Origin of the sequence: Leeuwenhoekiella sp. H156, from assembly GCF_052218455.1 — a bacterium.
Taxonomy (GTDB): Bacteria; Bacteroidota; Bacteroidia; order Flavobacteriales; family Flavobacteriaceae; genus Leeuwenhoekiella; species Leeuwenhoekiella parthenopeia.
Genome location: NZ_CP197499.1, coordinates 2,639,327 through 2,658,070, shown reverse-complemented (window position 1 = coordinate 2,658,070; position 18,744 = coordinate 2,639,327). Strand labels below are relative to the sequence as shown.

General features: G+C 43.4%; 4 protein-coding genes. 1 reads left to right on the top strand and 3 read right to left on the bottom strand.

The annotated features are described in order from the left end of the window. Nucleotides 1-12 precede the first annotated feature (12 nt). Complete coding sequence (locus ACSSS3_RS11595) at nt 13-11,790, bottom strand: DUF7507 domain-containing protein (RefSeq protein WP_442844742.1); 11,778 nt, start codon at nt 11,788-11,790, stop codon at nt 13-15. A gap of 449 nt (nt 11,791-12,239) precedes the next feature. Between ACSSS3_RS11595 and ACSSS3_RS11590 the strand changes: the two genes are divergently transcribed. Further along, nucleotides 12,240-13,826 carry a peptide chain release factor 3 gene (locus ACSSS3_RS11590; RefSeq protein ID WP_228231102.1) on the top strand — a complete coding sequence of 529 codons (1,587 nt, stop codon included), beginning with the start codon at nt 12,240-12,242 and terminating at the stop codon, nt 13,824-13,826. Between the two features lie 185 nt (nt 13,827-14,011). Here ACSSS3_RS11590 and ACSSS3_RS11585 read toward each other — a convergent pair whose 3' ends face one another. Further along, entirely contained in the window at nt 14,012-14,326 is a 315-nt protein-coding gene (locus ACSSS3_RS11585; protein ID WP_099646975.1) for a DUF3467 domain-containing protein, read from the bottom strand. A gap of 66 nt (nt 14,327-14,392) precedes the next feature. Continuing rightward, nucleotides 14,393-18,694, bottom strand: coding sequence for a DNA-directed RNA polymerase subunit beta' (rpoC, locus tag ACSSS3_RS11580; RefSeq protein WP_228231101.1), 4,302 nt, complete (start codon nt 18,692-18,694; stop codon nt 14,393-14,395). Nucleotides 18,695-18,744: the final 50 nt, after the last annotated feature.

Sequence of the window (18,744 nt, the reverse complement as noted above, 5' to 3'; positions counted from 1 at the left end):
ATTTCCCGTTGATTAGTTAATGTATAAATAGCCCGCAACATTACGCATATCACCAGGTTCGCGTTCATAGTTTATAATATAGAAGTACGTACCTGAAGGCAATTTCAAAGACCGGTTTACCGTAGCACGTGCGTCAGAATACCCCCTGAATACATTACCGGTATCCGGATTGTAATCTCTGGTCTCAAAAACCTGGACTCCCCATTTATTAAATACCTGAACCCTATTCGGGAAATTCTCAATATTCTCAATCTGGAAATAATCATTAAATCCATCGTCATTAGGAGTTACAAAGTTGAAGATCTCAATATCCTCCTGAGCCAATACTCCGGTTACCTGATAGACCGTTGGATCATCGGGTTCCCCATCTCCATTCGCATCCACATCTGCAGGGTTATCAGGATCATCGGTTAAATCTTCCACAAGGTCACCACCAGCTGTAGATGCACTAACTAATGCCTGATTAATAACCTGTTGATTTGCAATATCCTCAGCCGTAATTGTGTACACCGCCGTAAACGTCGAACTATCTGTTGCCCCGGGAGCCAAATCAATCGGACCTCCAATTACTTCAACCAACGGGTCTTCAATTAAAATGTCATATAGCGTGGTATTTCCGGTATTGGTTATACTGAAGGTGTAAATCAAAGTCTCACCAACATCTGTTGCCAGGTTTCCATTCTCATCACTAAAGGTTACTGATTTTTCGGCGCTAAGTGAACTTAAAGCAGGTAAGTCGGTCACTGTAGGATCATCTGCAGGATCTCCATTACCATCATCATCTGCTGTTTCATCACCATTATCGGATACGTCGGTCACTTCATTATCAAAAGGATCTGTTCCGGTAGCAAGAGCCGTGTTGGTAACACGTCTTGCATCGATATCTGCCTGAGTAATGGTATAGGTTGCAGTAGCAACTCCAGATTCTCCAGGAGCCAATGTTGACGGTTCAATAACCAAATCTGCTAAAGCCAACTTAGCATCATCAATCGAAATATCTGAAACCCTAGCATTACCAGTATTGGTTACTGTAAATGTGTAAACAATTGTTTCGCCGGCCTGCGCAAATCCATCTCCATTCTCGTCTCCAAGAACACTTGTTTTGATTAGGCTTATTTGTGAATTATTACAAATACTTAAAGTAACCGGAGTTCTGGATAAGCTCACACAACCGGTCTGAATATTTACAGACTCTGCATAGTAGGTTACACTACCTACATCACTCAAAACAGGATCTGCCACTACATCACCACCTTCTGCTGCAGTGTACCATACAACATTAAATCCATCAGGAACCGTCGCTAAGGCAGTCAAAGTCTCAATTGGCCCCGTTTCACACACTTCCTGATCGCCAACGCTTACAGGGGCTAAAACTACATCCGGCTGGGTTACCTCTGCTCTGGCTGTAGTCTCACAACCATTGGCATCTGTTACCGTTACAGTATAAATACCAGCATCAAGACCGGAAAGATCCTCGGTAATGGCTCCATTACTCCATAGGTATGTATATGGCGCTGTTCCTCCGGATACAGTTAGGTCTACACCTCCATCATTATCCTCATTACAGGTCTCACGGCTGCCTAATGCTGAAGCTGTTAGTACATCCGGCTGGGTTACCTCTGCTCTGGCTGTAGTCTCACAACCATTGGCATCTGTTATCGTTACAGTATAAATGCCAGCATCAAGACCGGAAAGATCCTCGGTAATGGCTCCATTACTCCATAGGTATGTATATGGCGCTGTTCCTCCGGATACAGTTAGGTCTACACCTCCATCATTATCCTCATTACAGGTCTCACGGCTGCCTAATGCTGAAGCTGTTAGTACATCCGGCTGGGTTACCTCTGCTCTGGCTGTAGTCTCACAACCATTGGCATCTGTTATCGTTACAGTATAAATGCCAGCATCAAGACCGGAAAGATCCTCGGTAATGGCTCCATTACTCCATAGGTATGTATATGGCGCTGTTCCTCCGGATACAGTTAGGTCTACACCTCCATCATTATCCTCATTACAGGTCTCACGGCTGCCTAATGCTGAAGCTGTTAGTACATCCGGCTGGGTTACCTCTGCTCTGGCTGTAGTCTCACAACCATTGGCATCTGTTATCGTTACAGTATAAATGCCAGCATCAAGACCGGAAAGATCCTCGGTAATGGCTCCATTACTCCATAGGTATGTATATGGCGCTGTTCCTCCGGATACAGTTAGGTCTACACCTCCATCATTATCCTCATTACAGGTCTCACGGCTGCCTAATGCTGAAGCTGTTAGTACATCCGGCTGGGTTACCTCTGCTCTGGCTGTAGTCTCACAACCATTGGCATCTGTTATCGTTACAGTATAAATGCCAGCATCAAGACCGGAAAGATCCTCGGTAATGGCTCCATTACTCCATAGGTATGTATATGGCGCTGTTCCTCCGGATACAGTTAGGTCTACACCTCCATCATTATCCTCATTACAGGTCTCACGGCTGCCTAATGCTGAAGCTGTTAGTACATCCGGCTGGGTTACCTCTGCTCTGGCTGTAGTCTCACAACCATTGGCATCTGTTATCGTTACAGTATAAATGCCAGCATCAAGACCGGAAAGATCCTCGGTAATGGCTCCATTACTCCATAGGTATGTATATGGCGCTGTTCCTCCGGATACAGTTAGGTCTACACCTCCATCATTATCCTCATTACAGGTCTCACGGCTGCCTAATGCTGAAGCTGTTAGTACATCCGGCTGGGTTACCTCTGCTCTGGCTGTAGTCTCACAACCATTGGCATCTGTTATCGTTACAGTATAAATGCCAGCATCAAGACCGGAAAGATCCTCGGTAATGGCTCCATTACTCCATAGGTATGCATATGGCGCTGTTCCTCCACTTACCGAAATATCTATAGAACCGGTGGCATCATCAAAGCAAAGCACATCGGTTACCGTGGAAACAACAGAAAGAGTAGCAGATGGCTGGCCTACCGTAATAACATCGCTATTCAAAATACAACCGTTAGCATCGGTAATCTGAACACTGTAGCCGCCGGCGATAAGACCGCTTATATCCTCAGTATCGGATCCGGTACTCCACAGGTATGTATATGGCGCTGTTCCTCCACTTACCGAAATATCTATAGAACCGGTAGCATCATCAAAGCAAAGCACATCGGTTACCGTGGAAACAACAGAAAGAGTAGCAGATGGCTGGCCTACCGTAATAACATCGCTATTCAAAATACAACCGTTAGCATCGGTAATCTGAACACTGTAGCCGCCGGCGATAAGACCGCTTATATCCTCAGTATCGGATCCGGTACTCCATAGGTATGTATATGGCGCTGTTCCTCCACTTACCGAAATATCTATAGAACCGGTGGCATCATCAAAGCAAAGCACATCGGTTACCGTGGAAACAACAGAAAGAGTAGCAGATGGCTGGCCTACCGTAATAACATCGCTATTCAAAATACAACCGTTAGCATCGGTAATCTGAACACTGTAGCCGCCAGCGATAAGACCGCTTATATCCTCAGTATCGGATCCGGTACTCCATAGGTATGTATATGGCGCTGTTCCTCCACTTACCGAAATATCTATAGAACCGGTGGCATCATCAAAGCAAAGCACATCGGTTACCGTGGAAACAACAGAAAGAGTAGCAGATGGCTGGCCTACCGTAATAACATCGCTATTCAAAATACAACCGTTAGCATCGGTAATCTGAACACTGTAGCCGCCGGCGATAAGACCGCTTATATCCTCAGTATCGGATCCGGTACTCCACAGGTATGTATATGGCGCTGTTCCTCCACTTACCGAAATATCTATAGAACCGGTAGCATCATCAAAGCAAAGCACATCGGTTACCGTGGAAACAACAGAAAGAGTAGCAGATGGCTGGCCTACCGTAATAACATCGCTATTCAAAATACAACCGTTAGCATCGGTAATCTGAACACTGTAGCCGCCGGCGATAAGACCGCTTATATCCTCAGTATCGGATCCGGTACTCCATAGGTATGTATATGGCGCTGTTCCTCCACTTACCGAAATATCTATAGAACCGGTGGCATCATCAAAGCAAAGCACATCGGTTACCGTGGAAACAACAGAAAGAGTAGCAGATGGCTGGCCTACCGTAATAACATCGCTATTCAAAATACAACCGTTAGCATCGGTAATCTGAACACTGTAGCCGCCAGCGATAAGACCGCTTATATCCTCAGTATCGGATCCGGTACTCCATAGGTATGTATATGGCGCTGTTCCTCCACTTACCGAAATATCTATAGAACCGGTGGCATCATCAAAGCAAAGCACATCGGTTACCGTGGAAACAACAGAAAGAGTAGCAGATGGCTGGCCTACCGTAATAACATCGCTATTCAAAATACAACCGTTAGCATCGGTAATCTGAACACTGTAGCCGCCGGCGATAAGACCGCTTATATCCTCAGTATCGGATCCGGTACTCCACAGGTATGTATATGGCGCTGTTCCTCCACTTACCGAAATATCTATAGAACCGGTAGCATCATCAAAGCAAAGCACATCGGTTACCGTGGAAACAACAGAAAGAGTAGCAGATGGCTGGCCTACCGTAATAACATCGCTATTCAAAATACAACCGTTAGCATCGGTAATCTGAACACTGTAGCCGCCGGCGATAAGACCGCTTATATCCTCAGTATCGGATCCGGTACTCCACAGGTATGTATATGGCGCTGTTCCTCCACTTACCGAAATATCTATAGAACCGGTGGCATCATCAAAGCAAAGCACATCGGTTACCGTGGAAACAACAGAAAGAGTAGCAGATGGCTGGCCTACCGTAATAACATCGCTATTCAAAATACAACCGTTAGCATCGGTAATCTGAACACTGTAGCCGCCGGCGATAAGACCGCTTATATCCTCAGTATCGGATCCGGTACTCCACAGGTATGTGTATGGCGCTGTTCCTCCACTTACCGAAATATCTATAGAACCGGTGGCATCATCAAAGCAAAGCACATCGGTTACCGTGGAAACAACAGAAAGAGTAGCAGATGGCTGGCCTACCGTAATAACATCGCTATTCAAAATACAACCGTTAGCATCGGTAATCTGAACACTGTAGCCGCCGGCGATAAGACCGCTTATATCCTCAGTATCGGATCCGGTACTCCACAGGTATGTATATGGCGCTGTTCCTCCACTTACCGAAATATCTATAGAACCGGTAGCATCATCAAAGCAAAGCACATCGGTTACCGTGGAAACAACAGAAAGAGTAGCAGATGGCTGGCCTACCGTAATAACATCGCTATTCAAAATACAACCGTTAGCATCGGTAATCTGAACACTGTAGCCGCCGGCGATAAGACCGCTTATATCCTCAGTATCGGATCCGGTACTCCACAGGTATGTATATGGCGCTGTTCCTCCACTTACCGAAATATCTATAGAACCGGTGGCATCATCAAAGCAAAGCACATCGGTTACCGTGGAAACAACAGAAAGAGTAGCAGATGGCTGGCCTACCGTAATAACATCGCTATTCAAAATACAACCGTTAGCATCGGTAATCTGAACACTGTAGCCGCCGGCGATAAGACCGCTTATATCCTCAGTATCGGATCCGGTACTCCACAGGTATGTATATGGCGCTGTTCCTCCACTTACCGAAATATCTATAGAACCGGTAGCATCATCAAAGCAAAGCACATCGGTTACCGTGGAAACAACAGAAAGAGTAGCAGATGGCTGGCCTACCGTAATAACATCGCTATTCAAAATACAACCGTTAGCATCGGTAATCTGAACACTGTAGCCGCCGGCGATAAGACCGCTTATATCCTCAGTATCGGATCCGGTACTCCACAGGTATGTATATGGCGCTGTTCCTCCACTTACCGAAATATCTATAGAACCGGTAGCATCATCAAAGCAAAGCACATCGGTTACCGTGGAAACAACAGAAAGAGTAGCAGATGGCTGGCCTACCGTAATAACATCGCTATTCAAAATACAACCGTTAGCATCGGTAATCTGAACACTGTAGCCGCCGGCGATAAGACCGCTTATATCCTCAGTATCGGATCCGGTACTCCACAGGTATGTATATGGCGCTGTTCCTCCACTTACCGAAATATCTATAGAACCGGTGGCATCATCAAAGCAAAGCACATCGGTTACCGTGGAAACAACAGAAAGAGTAGCAGATGGCTGGCCTACCGTAATAACATCGCTATTCAAAATACAACCGTTAGCATCGGTAATCTGAACACTGTAGCCGCCGGCGATAAGACCGCTTATATCCTCAGTATCGGATCCGGTACTCCATAGGTATGTATATGGCGCTGTTCCTCCACTTACCGAAATATCTATAGAACCGGTAGCATCATCAAAGCAAAGCACATCGGTTACCGTGGAAACAACAGAAAGAGTAGCAGATGGCTGGCCTACCGTAATAACATCGCTATTCAAAATACAACCGTTAGCATCGGTAATCTGAACACTGTAGCCGCCGGCGATAAGACCGCTTATATCCTCAGTATCGGATCCGGTACTCCACAGGTATGTATATGGCGCTGTTCCTCCACTTACCGAAATATCTATAGAACCGGTGGCATCATCAAAGCAAAGCACATCGGTTACCGTGGAAACAACAGAAAGAGTAGCAGATGGCTGGCCTACCGTAATAACATCGCTATTCAAAATACAACCGTTAGCATCGGTAATCTGAACACTGTAGCCGCCGGCGATAAGACCGCTTATATCCTCAGTATCGGATCCGGTACTCCATAGGTATGTATATGGCGCTGTTCCTCCACTTACCGAAATATCTATAGAACCGGTAGCATCATCAAAGCAAAGCACATCGGTTACCGTGGAAACAACAGAAAGAGTAGCAGATGGCTGGCCTACCGTAATAACATCGCTATTCAAAATACAACCGTTAGCATCGGTAATCTGAACACTGTAGCCGCCAGCGATAAGACCGCTTATATCCTCAGTATCGGATCCGGTACTCCACAGGTATGTGTATGGCGCTGTTCCTCCACTTACCGAAATATCTATAGAACCGGTAGCATCATCAAAGCAAAGCACATCGGTTACCGTGGAAACAACAGAAAGAGTAGCAGATGGCTGGCCTACCGTAATAACATCGCTATTCAAAATACAACCGTTAGCATCGGTAATCTGAACACTGTAGCCGCCAGCGATAAGACCGCTTATATCCTCAGTATCGGATCCGGTACTCCACAGGTATGTATATGGCGCTGTTCCTCCACTTACCGAAATATCTATAGAACCGGTGGCATCATCAAAGCAAAGCACATCGGTTACCGTGGAAACAACAGAAAGAGTAGCAGATGGCTGGCCTACCGTAATAACATCGCTATTCAAAATACAACCGTTAGCATCGGTAATCTGAACACTGTAGCCGCCGGCGATAAGACCGCTTATATCCTCAGTATCGGATCCGGTACTCCACAGGTATGTATATGGCGCTGTTCCTCCACTTACCGAAATATCTATAGAACCGGTAGCATCATCAAAGCAAAGCACATCGGTTACCGTGGAAACAACAGAAAGAGTAGCAGATGGCTGGCCTACCGTAATAACATCGCTATTCAAAATACAACCGTTAGCATCGGTAATCTGAACACTGTAGCCGCCGGCGATAAGACCGCTTATATCCTCAGTATCGGATCCGGTACTCCACAGGTATGTATATGGCGCTGTTCCTCCACTTACCGAAATATCTATAGAACCGGTAGCATCATCAAAGCAAAGCACATCGGTTACCGTGGAAACAACAGAAAGAGTAGCAGATGGCTGGCCTACCGTAATAACATCGCTATTCAAAATACAACCGTTAGCATCGGTAATCTGAACACTGTAGCCGCCGGCGATAAGACCGCTTATATCCTCAGTATCGGATCCGGTACTCCACAGGTATGTGTATGGCGCTGTTCCTCCACTTACCGAAATATCTATAGAACCGGTAGCATCATCAAAGCAAAGCACATCGGTTACCGTGGAAACAACAGAAAGAGTAGCAGATGGCTGGCCTACCGTAATAACATCGCTATTCAAAATACAACCGTTAGCATCGGTAATCTGAACACTGTAGCCGCCGGCGATAAGACCGCTTATATCCTCAGTATCGGATCCGGTACTCCACAGGTATGTATATGGCGCTGTTCCTCCACTTACCGAAATATCTATAGAACCGGTGGCATCATCAAAGCAAAGCACATCGGTTACCGTGGAAACAACAGAAAGAGTAGCAGATGGCTGGCCTACCGTAATAACATCGCTATTCAAAATACAACCGTTAGCATCGGTAATCTGAACACTGTAGCCGCCGGCGATAAGACCGCTTATATCCTCAGTATCGGATCCGGTACTCCACAGGTATGTGTATGGCGCTGTTCCTCCACTTACCGAAATATCTATAGAACCGGTAGCATCATCAAAGCAAAGCACATCGGTTACCGTGGAAACAACAGAAAGAGTAGCAGATGGCTGGCCTACCGTAATAACATCGCTATTCAAAATACAACCGTTAGCATCGGTAATCTGAACACTGTAGCCGCCAGCGATAAGACCGCTTATATCCTCAGTATCGGATCCGGTACTCCATAGGTATGTATATGGCGCTGTTCCTCCACTTACCGAAATATCTATAGAACCGGTAGCATCATCAAAGCAAAGCACATCGGTTACCGTGGAAACAACAGAAAGAGTAGCAGATGGCTGGCCTACCGTAATAACATCGCTATTCAAAATACAACCGTTAGCATCGGTAATCTGAACACTGTAGCCGCCGGCGATAAGACCGCTTATATCCTCAGTATCGGATCCGGTACTCCACAGGTATGTATATGGCGCTGTTCCTCCACTTACCGAAATATCTATAGAACCGGTGGCATCATCAAAGCAAAGCACATCGGTTACCGTGGAAACAACAGAAAGAGTAGCAGATGGCTGGCCTACCGTAATAACATCGCTATTCAAAATACAACCGTTAGCATCGGTAATCTGAACACTGTAGCCGCCGGCGATAAGACCGCTTATATCCTCAGTATCGGATCCGGTACTCCATAGGTATGTATATGGCGCTGTTCCTCCACTTACCGAAATATCTATAGAACCGGTGGCATCATCAAAGCAAAGCACATCGGTTACCGTGGAAACAACAGAAAGAGTAGCAGATGGCTGGCCTACCGTAATAACATCGCTATTCAAAATACAACCGTTAGCATCGGTAATCTGAACACTGTAGCCGCCGGCGATAAGACCGCTTATATCCTCAGTATCGGATCCGGTACTCCACAGGTATGTATATGGCGCTGTTCCTCCACTTACCGAAATATCTATAGAACCGGTAGCATCATCAAAGCAAAGCACATCGGTTACCGTGGAAACAACAGAAAGAGTAGCAGATGGCTGGCCTACCGTAATAACATCGCTATTCAAAATACAACCGTTAGCATCGGTAATCTGAACACTGTAGCCGCCGGCGATAAGACCGCTTATATCCTCAGTATCGGATCCGGTACTCCACAGGTATGTATATGGCGCTGTTCCTCCACTTACCGAAATATCTATAGAACCGGTAGCATCATCAAAGCAAAGCACATCGGTTACCGTGGAAACAACAGAAAGAGTAGCAGATGGCTGGCCTACCGTAATAACATCGCTATTCAAAATACAACCGTTAGCATCGGTAATCTGAACACTGTAGCCGCCGGCGATAAGACCGCTTATATCCTCAGTATCGGATCCGGTACTCCACAGGTATGTATATGGCGCTGTTCCTCCACTTACCGAAATATCTATAGAACCGGTGGCATCATCAAAGCAAAGCACATCGGTTACCGTGGAAACAACAGAAAGAGTAGCAGATGGCTGGCCTACCGTAATAACATCGCTATTCAAAATACAACCGTTAGCATCGGTAATCTGAACACTGTAGCCGCCGGCGATAAGACCGCTTATATCCTCAGTATCGGATCCGGTACTCCACAGGTATGTATATGGCGCTGTTCCTCCACTTACCGAAATATCTATAGAACCGGTAGCATCATCAAAGCAAAGCACATCGGTTACCGTGGAAACAACAGAAAGAGCAGCAGATGGCTGACCAACAATAAAATCTTCAGTAAAAACACAACTACCCGAAGTAATAGTTACTGTATAAGTACCCGCCTTCAATCCGCTCACATCTTCAGTGGCAGCAATAACCGTATTAGAAGAATCCTTCCATTCAAACACATAAGCACCGCTTCCGCCCGAAACCGAAAGATCAATAGCACCATTCGAATCCTCAAAACAAGCTACATTCGTTATATTTTCACTAACTACCAAAGCTGAAGCAACCTGAATACTTACAGGCACACGATCACTTTCACATGATCCTGCCTTATTCTGACTTACATATACCGTGTACAATCCTGCAGGCGCAGAGTCGGTATCTACTGTAGGAACAGTAGCTAAAGGATTAGCTGCCGGATCGTTTGAAGCATAATAATTAAGAGTATATCCTGGCGTAGCTGTAACATTATAGTTCTTTATTCCGGTATTTTTGCAAAAATCCTGGTTAATGGTGGTAGGCGTAGGCGATGTTTCAGGAATTACAACGGTCGTATTAACCGACTTAGGACATGTTCCGGTTGTAAAACTATAGGTAACCGTGTAGGTTCCCGAATTACTGTTAGCCACATCGATTTCCCCGGTTGAAGAATTAATTGTAAGTCCGGAAGGTGACGCACTAAAAGTTCCTCCCGTCACACCTAAAAGATTTACACTTGCCGATGGTGAGCAAAAATCTGCATCAGCATAATCAATTTCGGCTGTACCTAAATTTAATCGAACAGGTATAGGAGCAACAACATCGTCTAATGCCGCTGTATCTGCATCAGACGATTTGGTCTTCACTAAAATTGTTCCAATGGTCAACCCATCACAAGGATCACCTGTATTAAAAAAGGCGCTAATATTTATTGCCGCTTCAACAAATTGATTTGCGGTATATTGATTAACACCAAATGCTCCTATATTCGTAGAAACAGTCCCAATATTACCTGCTCCAAAACGGGTAGGAAGCGTCGAAGTATTTTCAATATAATTATAACCCAGAGCTGAAGTTGCGTCAACTTCCCATTCGTAATATCTTACGGTCGCGAGTGATCCTCCATTGGTGTAGGAAACCGAAATCAGGATATCACCAACGGTTCTTCCCCCGTCAACACCCTGAGTTATAAAACCTGTAGTGTTATTATTATAGGTTAGCGGCTTTTGTAAAAACTCAAAATCTAAATAGCTAGTACCTGTAGTAACTAAACGATCACTGGCTACAATTACCCACTGATCTCCATTATTATCCTGACCAACGTGCAATAAAACGTTATTTATATCTCCCTTGCCCCCAGATTTCCCGTTAGGATTTACTTTCCAGGTTGAAGGATCATCAGTATATTTTCCGCCTCCCTGAAAAATATCATCATTCCCGTCATAAGCATCTATGACTCGAAATGTTGACACAGCGGTAACAGGGCTGGCCCTCAAGGCATCACCAAACGGAAATGCAGGATATATATCAAAAACATAGCTATTGGAACGAGTTCCAAGCCAGTCTCCCGTAGATGCATCTGAATCCAAATCACCATCAATATTAAAACCTCCGTCAGGAAAAGACACACCGGCAACCTGAGAAAATGAGACCCCGGAAATAAACAGCATCAAGATCAAAGTGAGCTGATTTAAATAGGTATTTCCGAATTTTAGAAAAGTAGTTTTTTGTTTCATATTAGCATTTTTGAAAATGACAACGCATCATTGCACAGATCATCAAAGGCCTAAAAGCCTCATATTGAGAACGAAATAATGAAAAGGGAAAAGATGAGAGGAATTTGTATCCCGATTGTAAAAAAATTGCCCCTGATTCATAAGAATAACTTTAACCACACCAAACTTCATAAAGGGGGGATGAAGCTTAGCGATGAATTAGTAATTTTGTTAAAGTTGGGTTAAGACAAATATAGATAGCCCCTTAAGGTTTTCTTTAACATTACCTTGGCTTTTGGTTAAAATCAAAACTTATATAGCCAAAAGACACAGCAGCATAAGCCTGTATTTCAGAAGGTTGCGCTTTAGCCAGTTTTTAATACATTTTAACAGTATGATGTAGCTTTTACCTACATAGATAATTTTATAAAACTCTAAATAGTATATTTGCGAGCCTTAAAAAGAGACCAATGAATGTCAAAAAAGAAATAGCCCGCAGACGTACTTTCGGTATTGTATCGCATCCAGATGCAGGTAAAACCACGCTAACCGAAAAGTTACTCTTATTTGGTGGAGCTATACAGGAAGCAGGAGCCGTAAAATCTAATAAAATCAAGAAAGGAGCTACCAGCGACTTTATGGAAATAGAGCGTCAGCGAGGTATTTCTGTAGCTACTTCGGTACTGGCTTTTGAATATAATGGCACCAAAATCAATATCCTGGATACCCCCGGCCACAAAGACTTCGCTGAAGATACCTTTAGAACACTTACTGCAGTAGATAGCGTAATTGTTGTTGTTGACGTAGCGAAAGGTGTCGAGGAGCAGACCGAAAAACTGGTAGAAGTTTGTAGGATGCGTAAAATCCCCATGATTGTGTTCATCAATAAACTGGATCGTGAGGGTAAAGATGCCTTTGAATTGCTCGATGAGATCGAGCAAAAACTCAATCTAACGGTTACCCCCTTAAGCTTTCCCATTGGGATGGGCTATGATTTCAAAGGGATTTACAATATCTGGGAAAAAAATGTAAACCTCTTTAGTGGAGATAGTCGAAAAAACATTGAAGAAACCGTTGAAATTGAAGACCTTGAGTCTCCGGAACTTGATAAGCTCATAGGTAAAAAATCGGCAGATAACCTGCGCGATGAACTGGAGCTGGTGACGGGTGTATATCCCAATTTTGATCGCAATGCCTACCTTCAGGCTGAGCAACAACCTGTTTTTTTTGGTTCTGCACTGAACAATTTTGGTGTACGCGAACTGCTAGACTGCTTTATCAGTATAGCTCCTCCTCCACGACCTAAAGAAAGTGAAGAACGTATCGTTAAACCAGACGAAAACGATTTTACGGGTTTTGTATTTAAAATACACGCCAATATGGACCCCAAACACCGGGATCGTTTGGCTTTTGTGAAAATAGTTTCAGGAGTTTTTGAGCGAAATACCCCTTATTTACACGTTAGAAACGGTAAAAAAATGAAGTTTTCAAGTCCAAATGCTTTTTTCGCGGAGCGGAAAGAAATCGTTGACATCTCCTATCCCGGTGATATTGTTGGACTTCACGATACCGGAAATTTTAAAATAGGTGACACCCTGACTGAAGGGGAAGAAATACATTACAGGGGAATTCCTGCATTTTCACCGGAGCATTTTAGATACATCAACAATGCTGACCCTATGAAATCCAAGCAATTGGAAAAAGGTATCGATCAGCTGATGGATGAAGGGGTTGCTCAGCTTTTTACGCTCGAATTAAATGGAAGAAAGGTTATCGGAACCGTTGGAGCCCTTCAATATGAAGTTATTCAATACCGATTAGAACACGAATATGGGGCTAAATGTACTTATGAACCCCTAAGCGTGCACAAAGCCTGCTGGGTAGAGCCGAAAGATCCCAAAAGTGAAGAATTTAAGGAGTTTTTACGCGTAAAACAGCGTTTTATGGCCAAAGATAAACGGGGTCAATTGGTCTTTTTTGCCGATTCGCCATTTACCTTACAGATGACTCAGCAAAAGTATCCCAATGTCAAATTACACTTCGTTTCTGAGTTCTAATCAAAATAAAGCTTTTTATCAAAACAAAAATCTTTAGATAAGTACAGCTTAACAAAAACAAAAAAGAGGCTTTAAATCGCTTGATTTAAAGCCTCTTTTTTATAAGGTATAATTAAAATTTATGATTCTAAAATACTGCATAGAATTTGAGAATAACACCCAAATTCAGTTTTTAAGGTTAAAAATTAGGCCTGACCGGTAGGACCAAAATTCAACGGAATGGGTTGCTTCTCATAATCTTTGATTTCACCATGAGCCTGCTCAAAACGCTTCACATTTTCCTGAAGGGCTTTTGCCAAACGTTTTGCATGTTGTGGTGTTAAAATTATTCGAGACTTTACTTTACTCTTAGGAGTGCCCGGCATAATATTTATAAAGTCAACCACAAACTCCGAAATAGAGTGATTAATTATTGCAAGGTTCGAATATTGCCCCTGAGCTGTCGCTTCATCAAGTTCTATATTTAACTGCGGGTTTTGATTTTTATCTTCTTCAGCCATGATAATCTGACATTTGGGTATAAAAAAACAGCTTCATTAAAAATGAAGCTGTTTTCTGTATAATTATTAATTAAAGTTTACTTCTTCTCGAGCTGCATTGAGTTCTTCAAGTTCTTGCTTGCTACCTACGATAATCTTATCGTATCGTCTTAGACCGGTACCGGCAGGAATTCTGTGACCTACAATTACATTCTCTTTAAGACCTTCAAGTTCATCTATTTTACCGCTTACAGCCGCTTCGTTAAGAACCTTGGTTGTCTCCTGGAACGAAGCCGCAGAGATAAAGGACTTGGTTTGAAGCGAAGCTCTGGTAATACCCTGAAGAACCGGAGTAGCAGTTGCTGCGACAACGTCTCGAGCTGTTGCTAAGGTCTTATCTTCTCTTCTCAAGATTGAGTTTGCATCTCTCAAGTCTCTTGGCGAAATGATTTGACCAGGCTTTAAGGTATCAGAGTCACCGGCATCTTCAATAACTTTCATTCCGAAAATAGCATCATTTTCTGCAATGAAGTCATCTTTGTGTACCAATTGATTCTCTAAGAAGATGGTATCACCCGGATCCTGAATGCGTACTTTACGCATCATTTGACGAACAACCACCTCAAAGTGCTTATCATTAATCTTCACACCCTGTAAACGGTATACTTCCTGAACCTCATTTACCAAATACTGCTGAACAGCAGATGGACCTTTGATTGCAAGAATATCCTCCGGAGTTACAGAACCATCAGATAATGGCATACCTGCTCTTACGAAGTCATTTTCCTGAACAAGGATTTGATTCGACAGTTTAACCAGGTATTTCTTAACTTCTCCAAGTTTAGATTCAACGATAATCTCGCGGTTACCACGCTTGATTTTACCGAAAGAAACCACGCCATCAATCTCACTTACTACAGCAGGGTTAGATGGGTTACGTGCTTCAAACAATTCGGTTACACGTGGAAGACCACCGGTAATATCCCCTGCTTTTGCAGACTTACGAGGTATTTTAACCAGGATTTTACCAATTTTAATCTTCTCGTCGTTATCTACCATCAAGTGAGCACCTACCGGTAAGTTATAGGAACGAATTATTTCGTCTTTTTTACCCATAATGTGCAGGGTAGGAATCATACGCTTGTTACGCGATTCTGAAATAACCTTCTCCTGGAAACCGGTTTGTTCATCGGTCTCTACCTGATAGGTTAAACCTTGCTCTATATTCTCGTATTTGATCTTACCGGCAAATTCAGAAATAATAACCCCGTTAAATGGATCCCAGGTACAGATCACATCTCCTTTAGTTACTTTATCTCCGTCTTTCATAAAGAGCTGAGAACCGTAAGGAATGTTGTTTGTACTTAGTAAAATTCCGGTTTTAGCGTCAACGATTTTAGCTTCTGAAGTACGTGAAATAACAATATTAGAAGTAGAACCATCTGGCGCCTCACCTTCAACAGTCTTAAGATCTTCAATCTCCAGACGACCATCGAATTTAGAAACCACTTTGTTTTCCTCTGAAATGTTACCTGCAATACCACCCACGTGGAAAGTACGAAGTGTAAGCTGTGTACCCGGCTCACCAATTGATTGAGCAGCCACAACACCTACAGCTTCACCCATCTGCACCATCTTATTGGTCGCAAGGTTTCTACCGTAACATTTTGCACAGATTCCTTTAGGAGCCTCACAAGTAAGTGGAGAACGCACTTCTACGCTTTCAATAGGCGCTTTAGTGATTTCTGCAGCCAACTCTTCACTGATTTCCTGACCTGCAACAACAAGTACTTCACCGTTTAGCGGGTTAATCACATCGTTAAGAGCGATTCGACCTATAATACGGGCTTCAAGAGTTTCTACAACTTCTTCGTTTTTCTTAAGTGCAGATACTTCAACACCTCTTAAGGTATCGCAATCTTCACTGTTTACAATCACATCCTGAGAAACATCTACCAGACGACGGGTTAAGTAACCCGCATCCGCAGTTTTAAGTGCGGTATCGGCAAGACCTTTACGCGCCCCGTGAGTAGAGATAAAGTATTCAAGAATTGAAAGACCTTCCTTAAAGTTAGAAAGAATCGGGTTTTCAATAATTGCTCCACCTCCATCATTTGATTTCTTAGGCTTAGCCATCAATCCACGCATACCGGTCAACTGACGAATCTGTTCTTTAGATCCACGAGCACCTGAGTCAAGCATCATATATACCGAGTTGAAACCTTGCTGGTCTTCACGGATACGTTTCATAGATAACTCAGTAAGCGAAGCATTGGTTGACGTCCAAACGTCAATTACCTGATTGTAACGCTCTGAGTTAGTAATAAGACCCATATTATAGCTAGACATAATACCGTCTACCTGCGTATTGGCCTCTTCAATCATCTCATATTTCTCTGCAGGAATAATAATATCCCCTAACGAAAACGAAAGTCCTCCTCTAAATGCGAAGGTATATCCTAGTGTTTTGATACTGTCAAGGAACTCGGCAGTACGTGGAACACTGGTTAATTTTAATATTCTGGCAATTACATCACGTAGAGACTTTTTAGTCAATACTTCGTTGATATAACCCGCCTCTTCCGGTACACTCTCATTAAATAGAACACGACCTACAGTAGTCTCAATGATTTGTGGAACTAATTCTCCATTTTCATTGAAATCTTTGGTACGTATCTTAATGATCGCGTTAATATTTACGCGCTTCTGGTTGTGAGCAATAACCACTTCTTCAGGGCTGTAAAATGTAATCCCTTCTCCAAGAATTGGATGTTCCGGAGTACTCTTACGCGCTTTGGTCATATAATACAGACCCAATACCATATCCTGAGAAGGTACGGTAATAGGCGCACCGTTAGCAGGGTTAAGGATATTGTTTGAAGCAAGCATTAACATCTGAGCTTCAAGAATAGCTTCAGGTCCTAATGGAAGGTGAACCGCCATCTGGTCACCATCGAAATCTGCGTTAAATGCCGTACAAACTAATGGGTGAAGCTGAATCGCCTTACCTTCAATTAATTTAGGCTGAAACGCCTGTATACCCAGACGGTGAAGCGTTGGAGCACGGTTTAGCAACACCGGATGTCCTTTAAGAACGTTTTCCAGGATGTCCCAAACTACAGGCTCTTTCTTATCTATAATCTTTTTAGCGGACTTTACGGTTTTTACAATACCACGCTCAATCAGTTTTCTGATTACGAAAGGCTTGTAAAGTTCAGCAGCCATATCTTTTGGAAGACCGCACTCGTAAAGTTTTAATTCTGGTCCTACAACAATTACCGAACGTGCAGAGTAATCAACACGCTTACCAAGTAAGTTCTGACGGAAACGACCTTGCTTACCTTTAAGTGAGTCAGAAAGTGACTTTAAAGGTCTGTTAGAATCGGTTTTTACCGCTGAAGACTTACGGGTGTTATCAAATAATGAATCTACCGCTTCCTGAAGCATACGCTTCTCATTACGCAAGATTACCTCCGGGGCTTTGATTTCCATCAAACGCTTCAAACGGTTGTTACGAATGATCACACGACGGTATAAGTCATTTAAATCTGAAGTCGCAAAACGACCACCATCAAGCGGCACAAGCGGACGCAATTCCGGCGGGATTACAGGGATTACTTTCATAATCATCCACTCCGGAAGGTTTTCACGGTTCTTGTTAGCATCACGTAAAGCTTCCACTACCTGAAGACGCTTTAAGGCTTCGGTTTTACGTTGTTTTGAAGTCTCATTGTTTGCTTTATGACGCAGGTCATAAGAAAGCTCGTTAAGATCAATACGTCTCAACAATTCAATAAGACATTCAGCACCCATCTTAGCGATGAATTTATTTGGATCGCTATCTTCCAGGTACATATTTTCCTGTGGAATAGAATCCAGAACGTTTAGGTATTCTTCTTCCGTTAGGAAATCCATTTTTTGCAATGGCTCTCCTTCTTCGTTGTTTGCAATACCCGGCTGAATAACTACATAGCGCTCATAATAGATAATCATATCCAATTTCTTGGATGGAAGACCTAAAAGATACCCTATTTTATTTGGCAAACTTCTAAAGTACCAGATGTGCGCAACAGGAACCACAAGATTGATGTGTCCCACACGGTCTCTACGTACTTTCTTCTCAGTAACTTCTACACCACAACGGTCACAAACAATACCCTTGTAACGTATACGCTTATACTTACCACAAGCACACTCATAATCCTTAACAGGACCAAAGATACGCTCGCAGAATAAACCGTCACGCTCTGGTTTGTGCGTACGGTAATTTATAGTTTCTGGTTTTAACACCTCACCGCGTGATTCAGCCAAAATCGCTTCGGGAGACGCAAGACCAATAGAGATTTTGTCAAATCTCTTTACTGCATTCTTATCATTATCTCTTGCCATAATACCTTATGTCGAAAATTATTCTTTTTGTTTTGTGATACTTTATAAAG

Excerpts from the sequence above, each read along its gene's own strand:
- ACSSS3_RS11595 (WP_442844742.1), bottom strand. The coding sequence starts at position 11,790 with ATGAAACAAAAAACTACTTTTCTAAAATTCGGAAATACCTATTTAAAT.
- rpoC (WP_228231101.1), bottom strand. The coding sequence starts at position 18,694 with ATGGCAAGAGATAATGATAAGAATGCAGTAAAGAGATTTGACAAAATC.
- ACSSS3_RS11585 (WP_099646975.1), bottom strand. The coding sequence starts at position 14,326 with ATGGCTGAAGAAGATAAAAATCAAAACCCGCAGTTAAATATAGAACTT.
- ACSSS3_RS11590 (WP_228231102.1), top strand. The coding sequence starts at position 12,240 with ATGAATGTCAAAAAAGAAATAGCCCGCAGACGTACTTTCGGTATTGTA.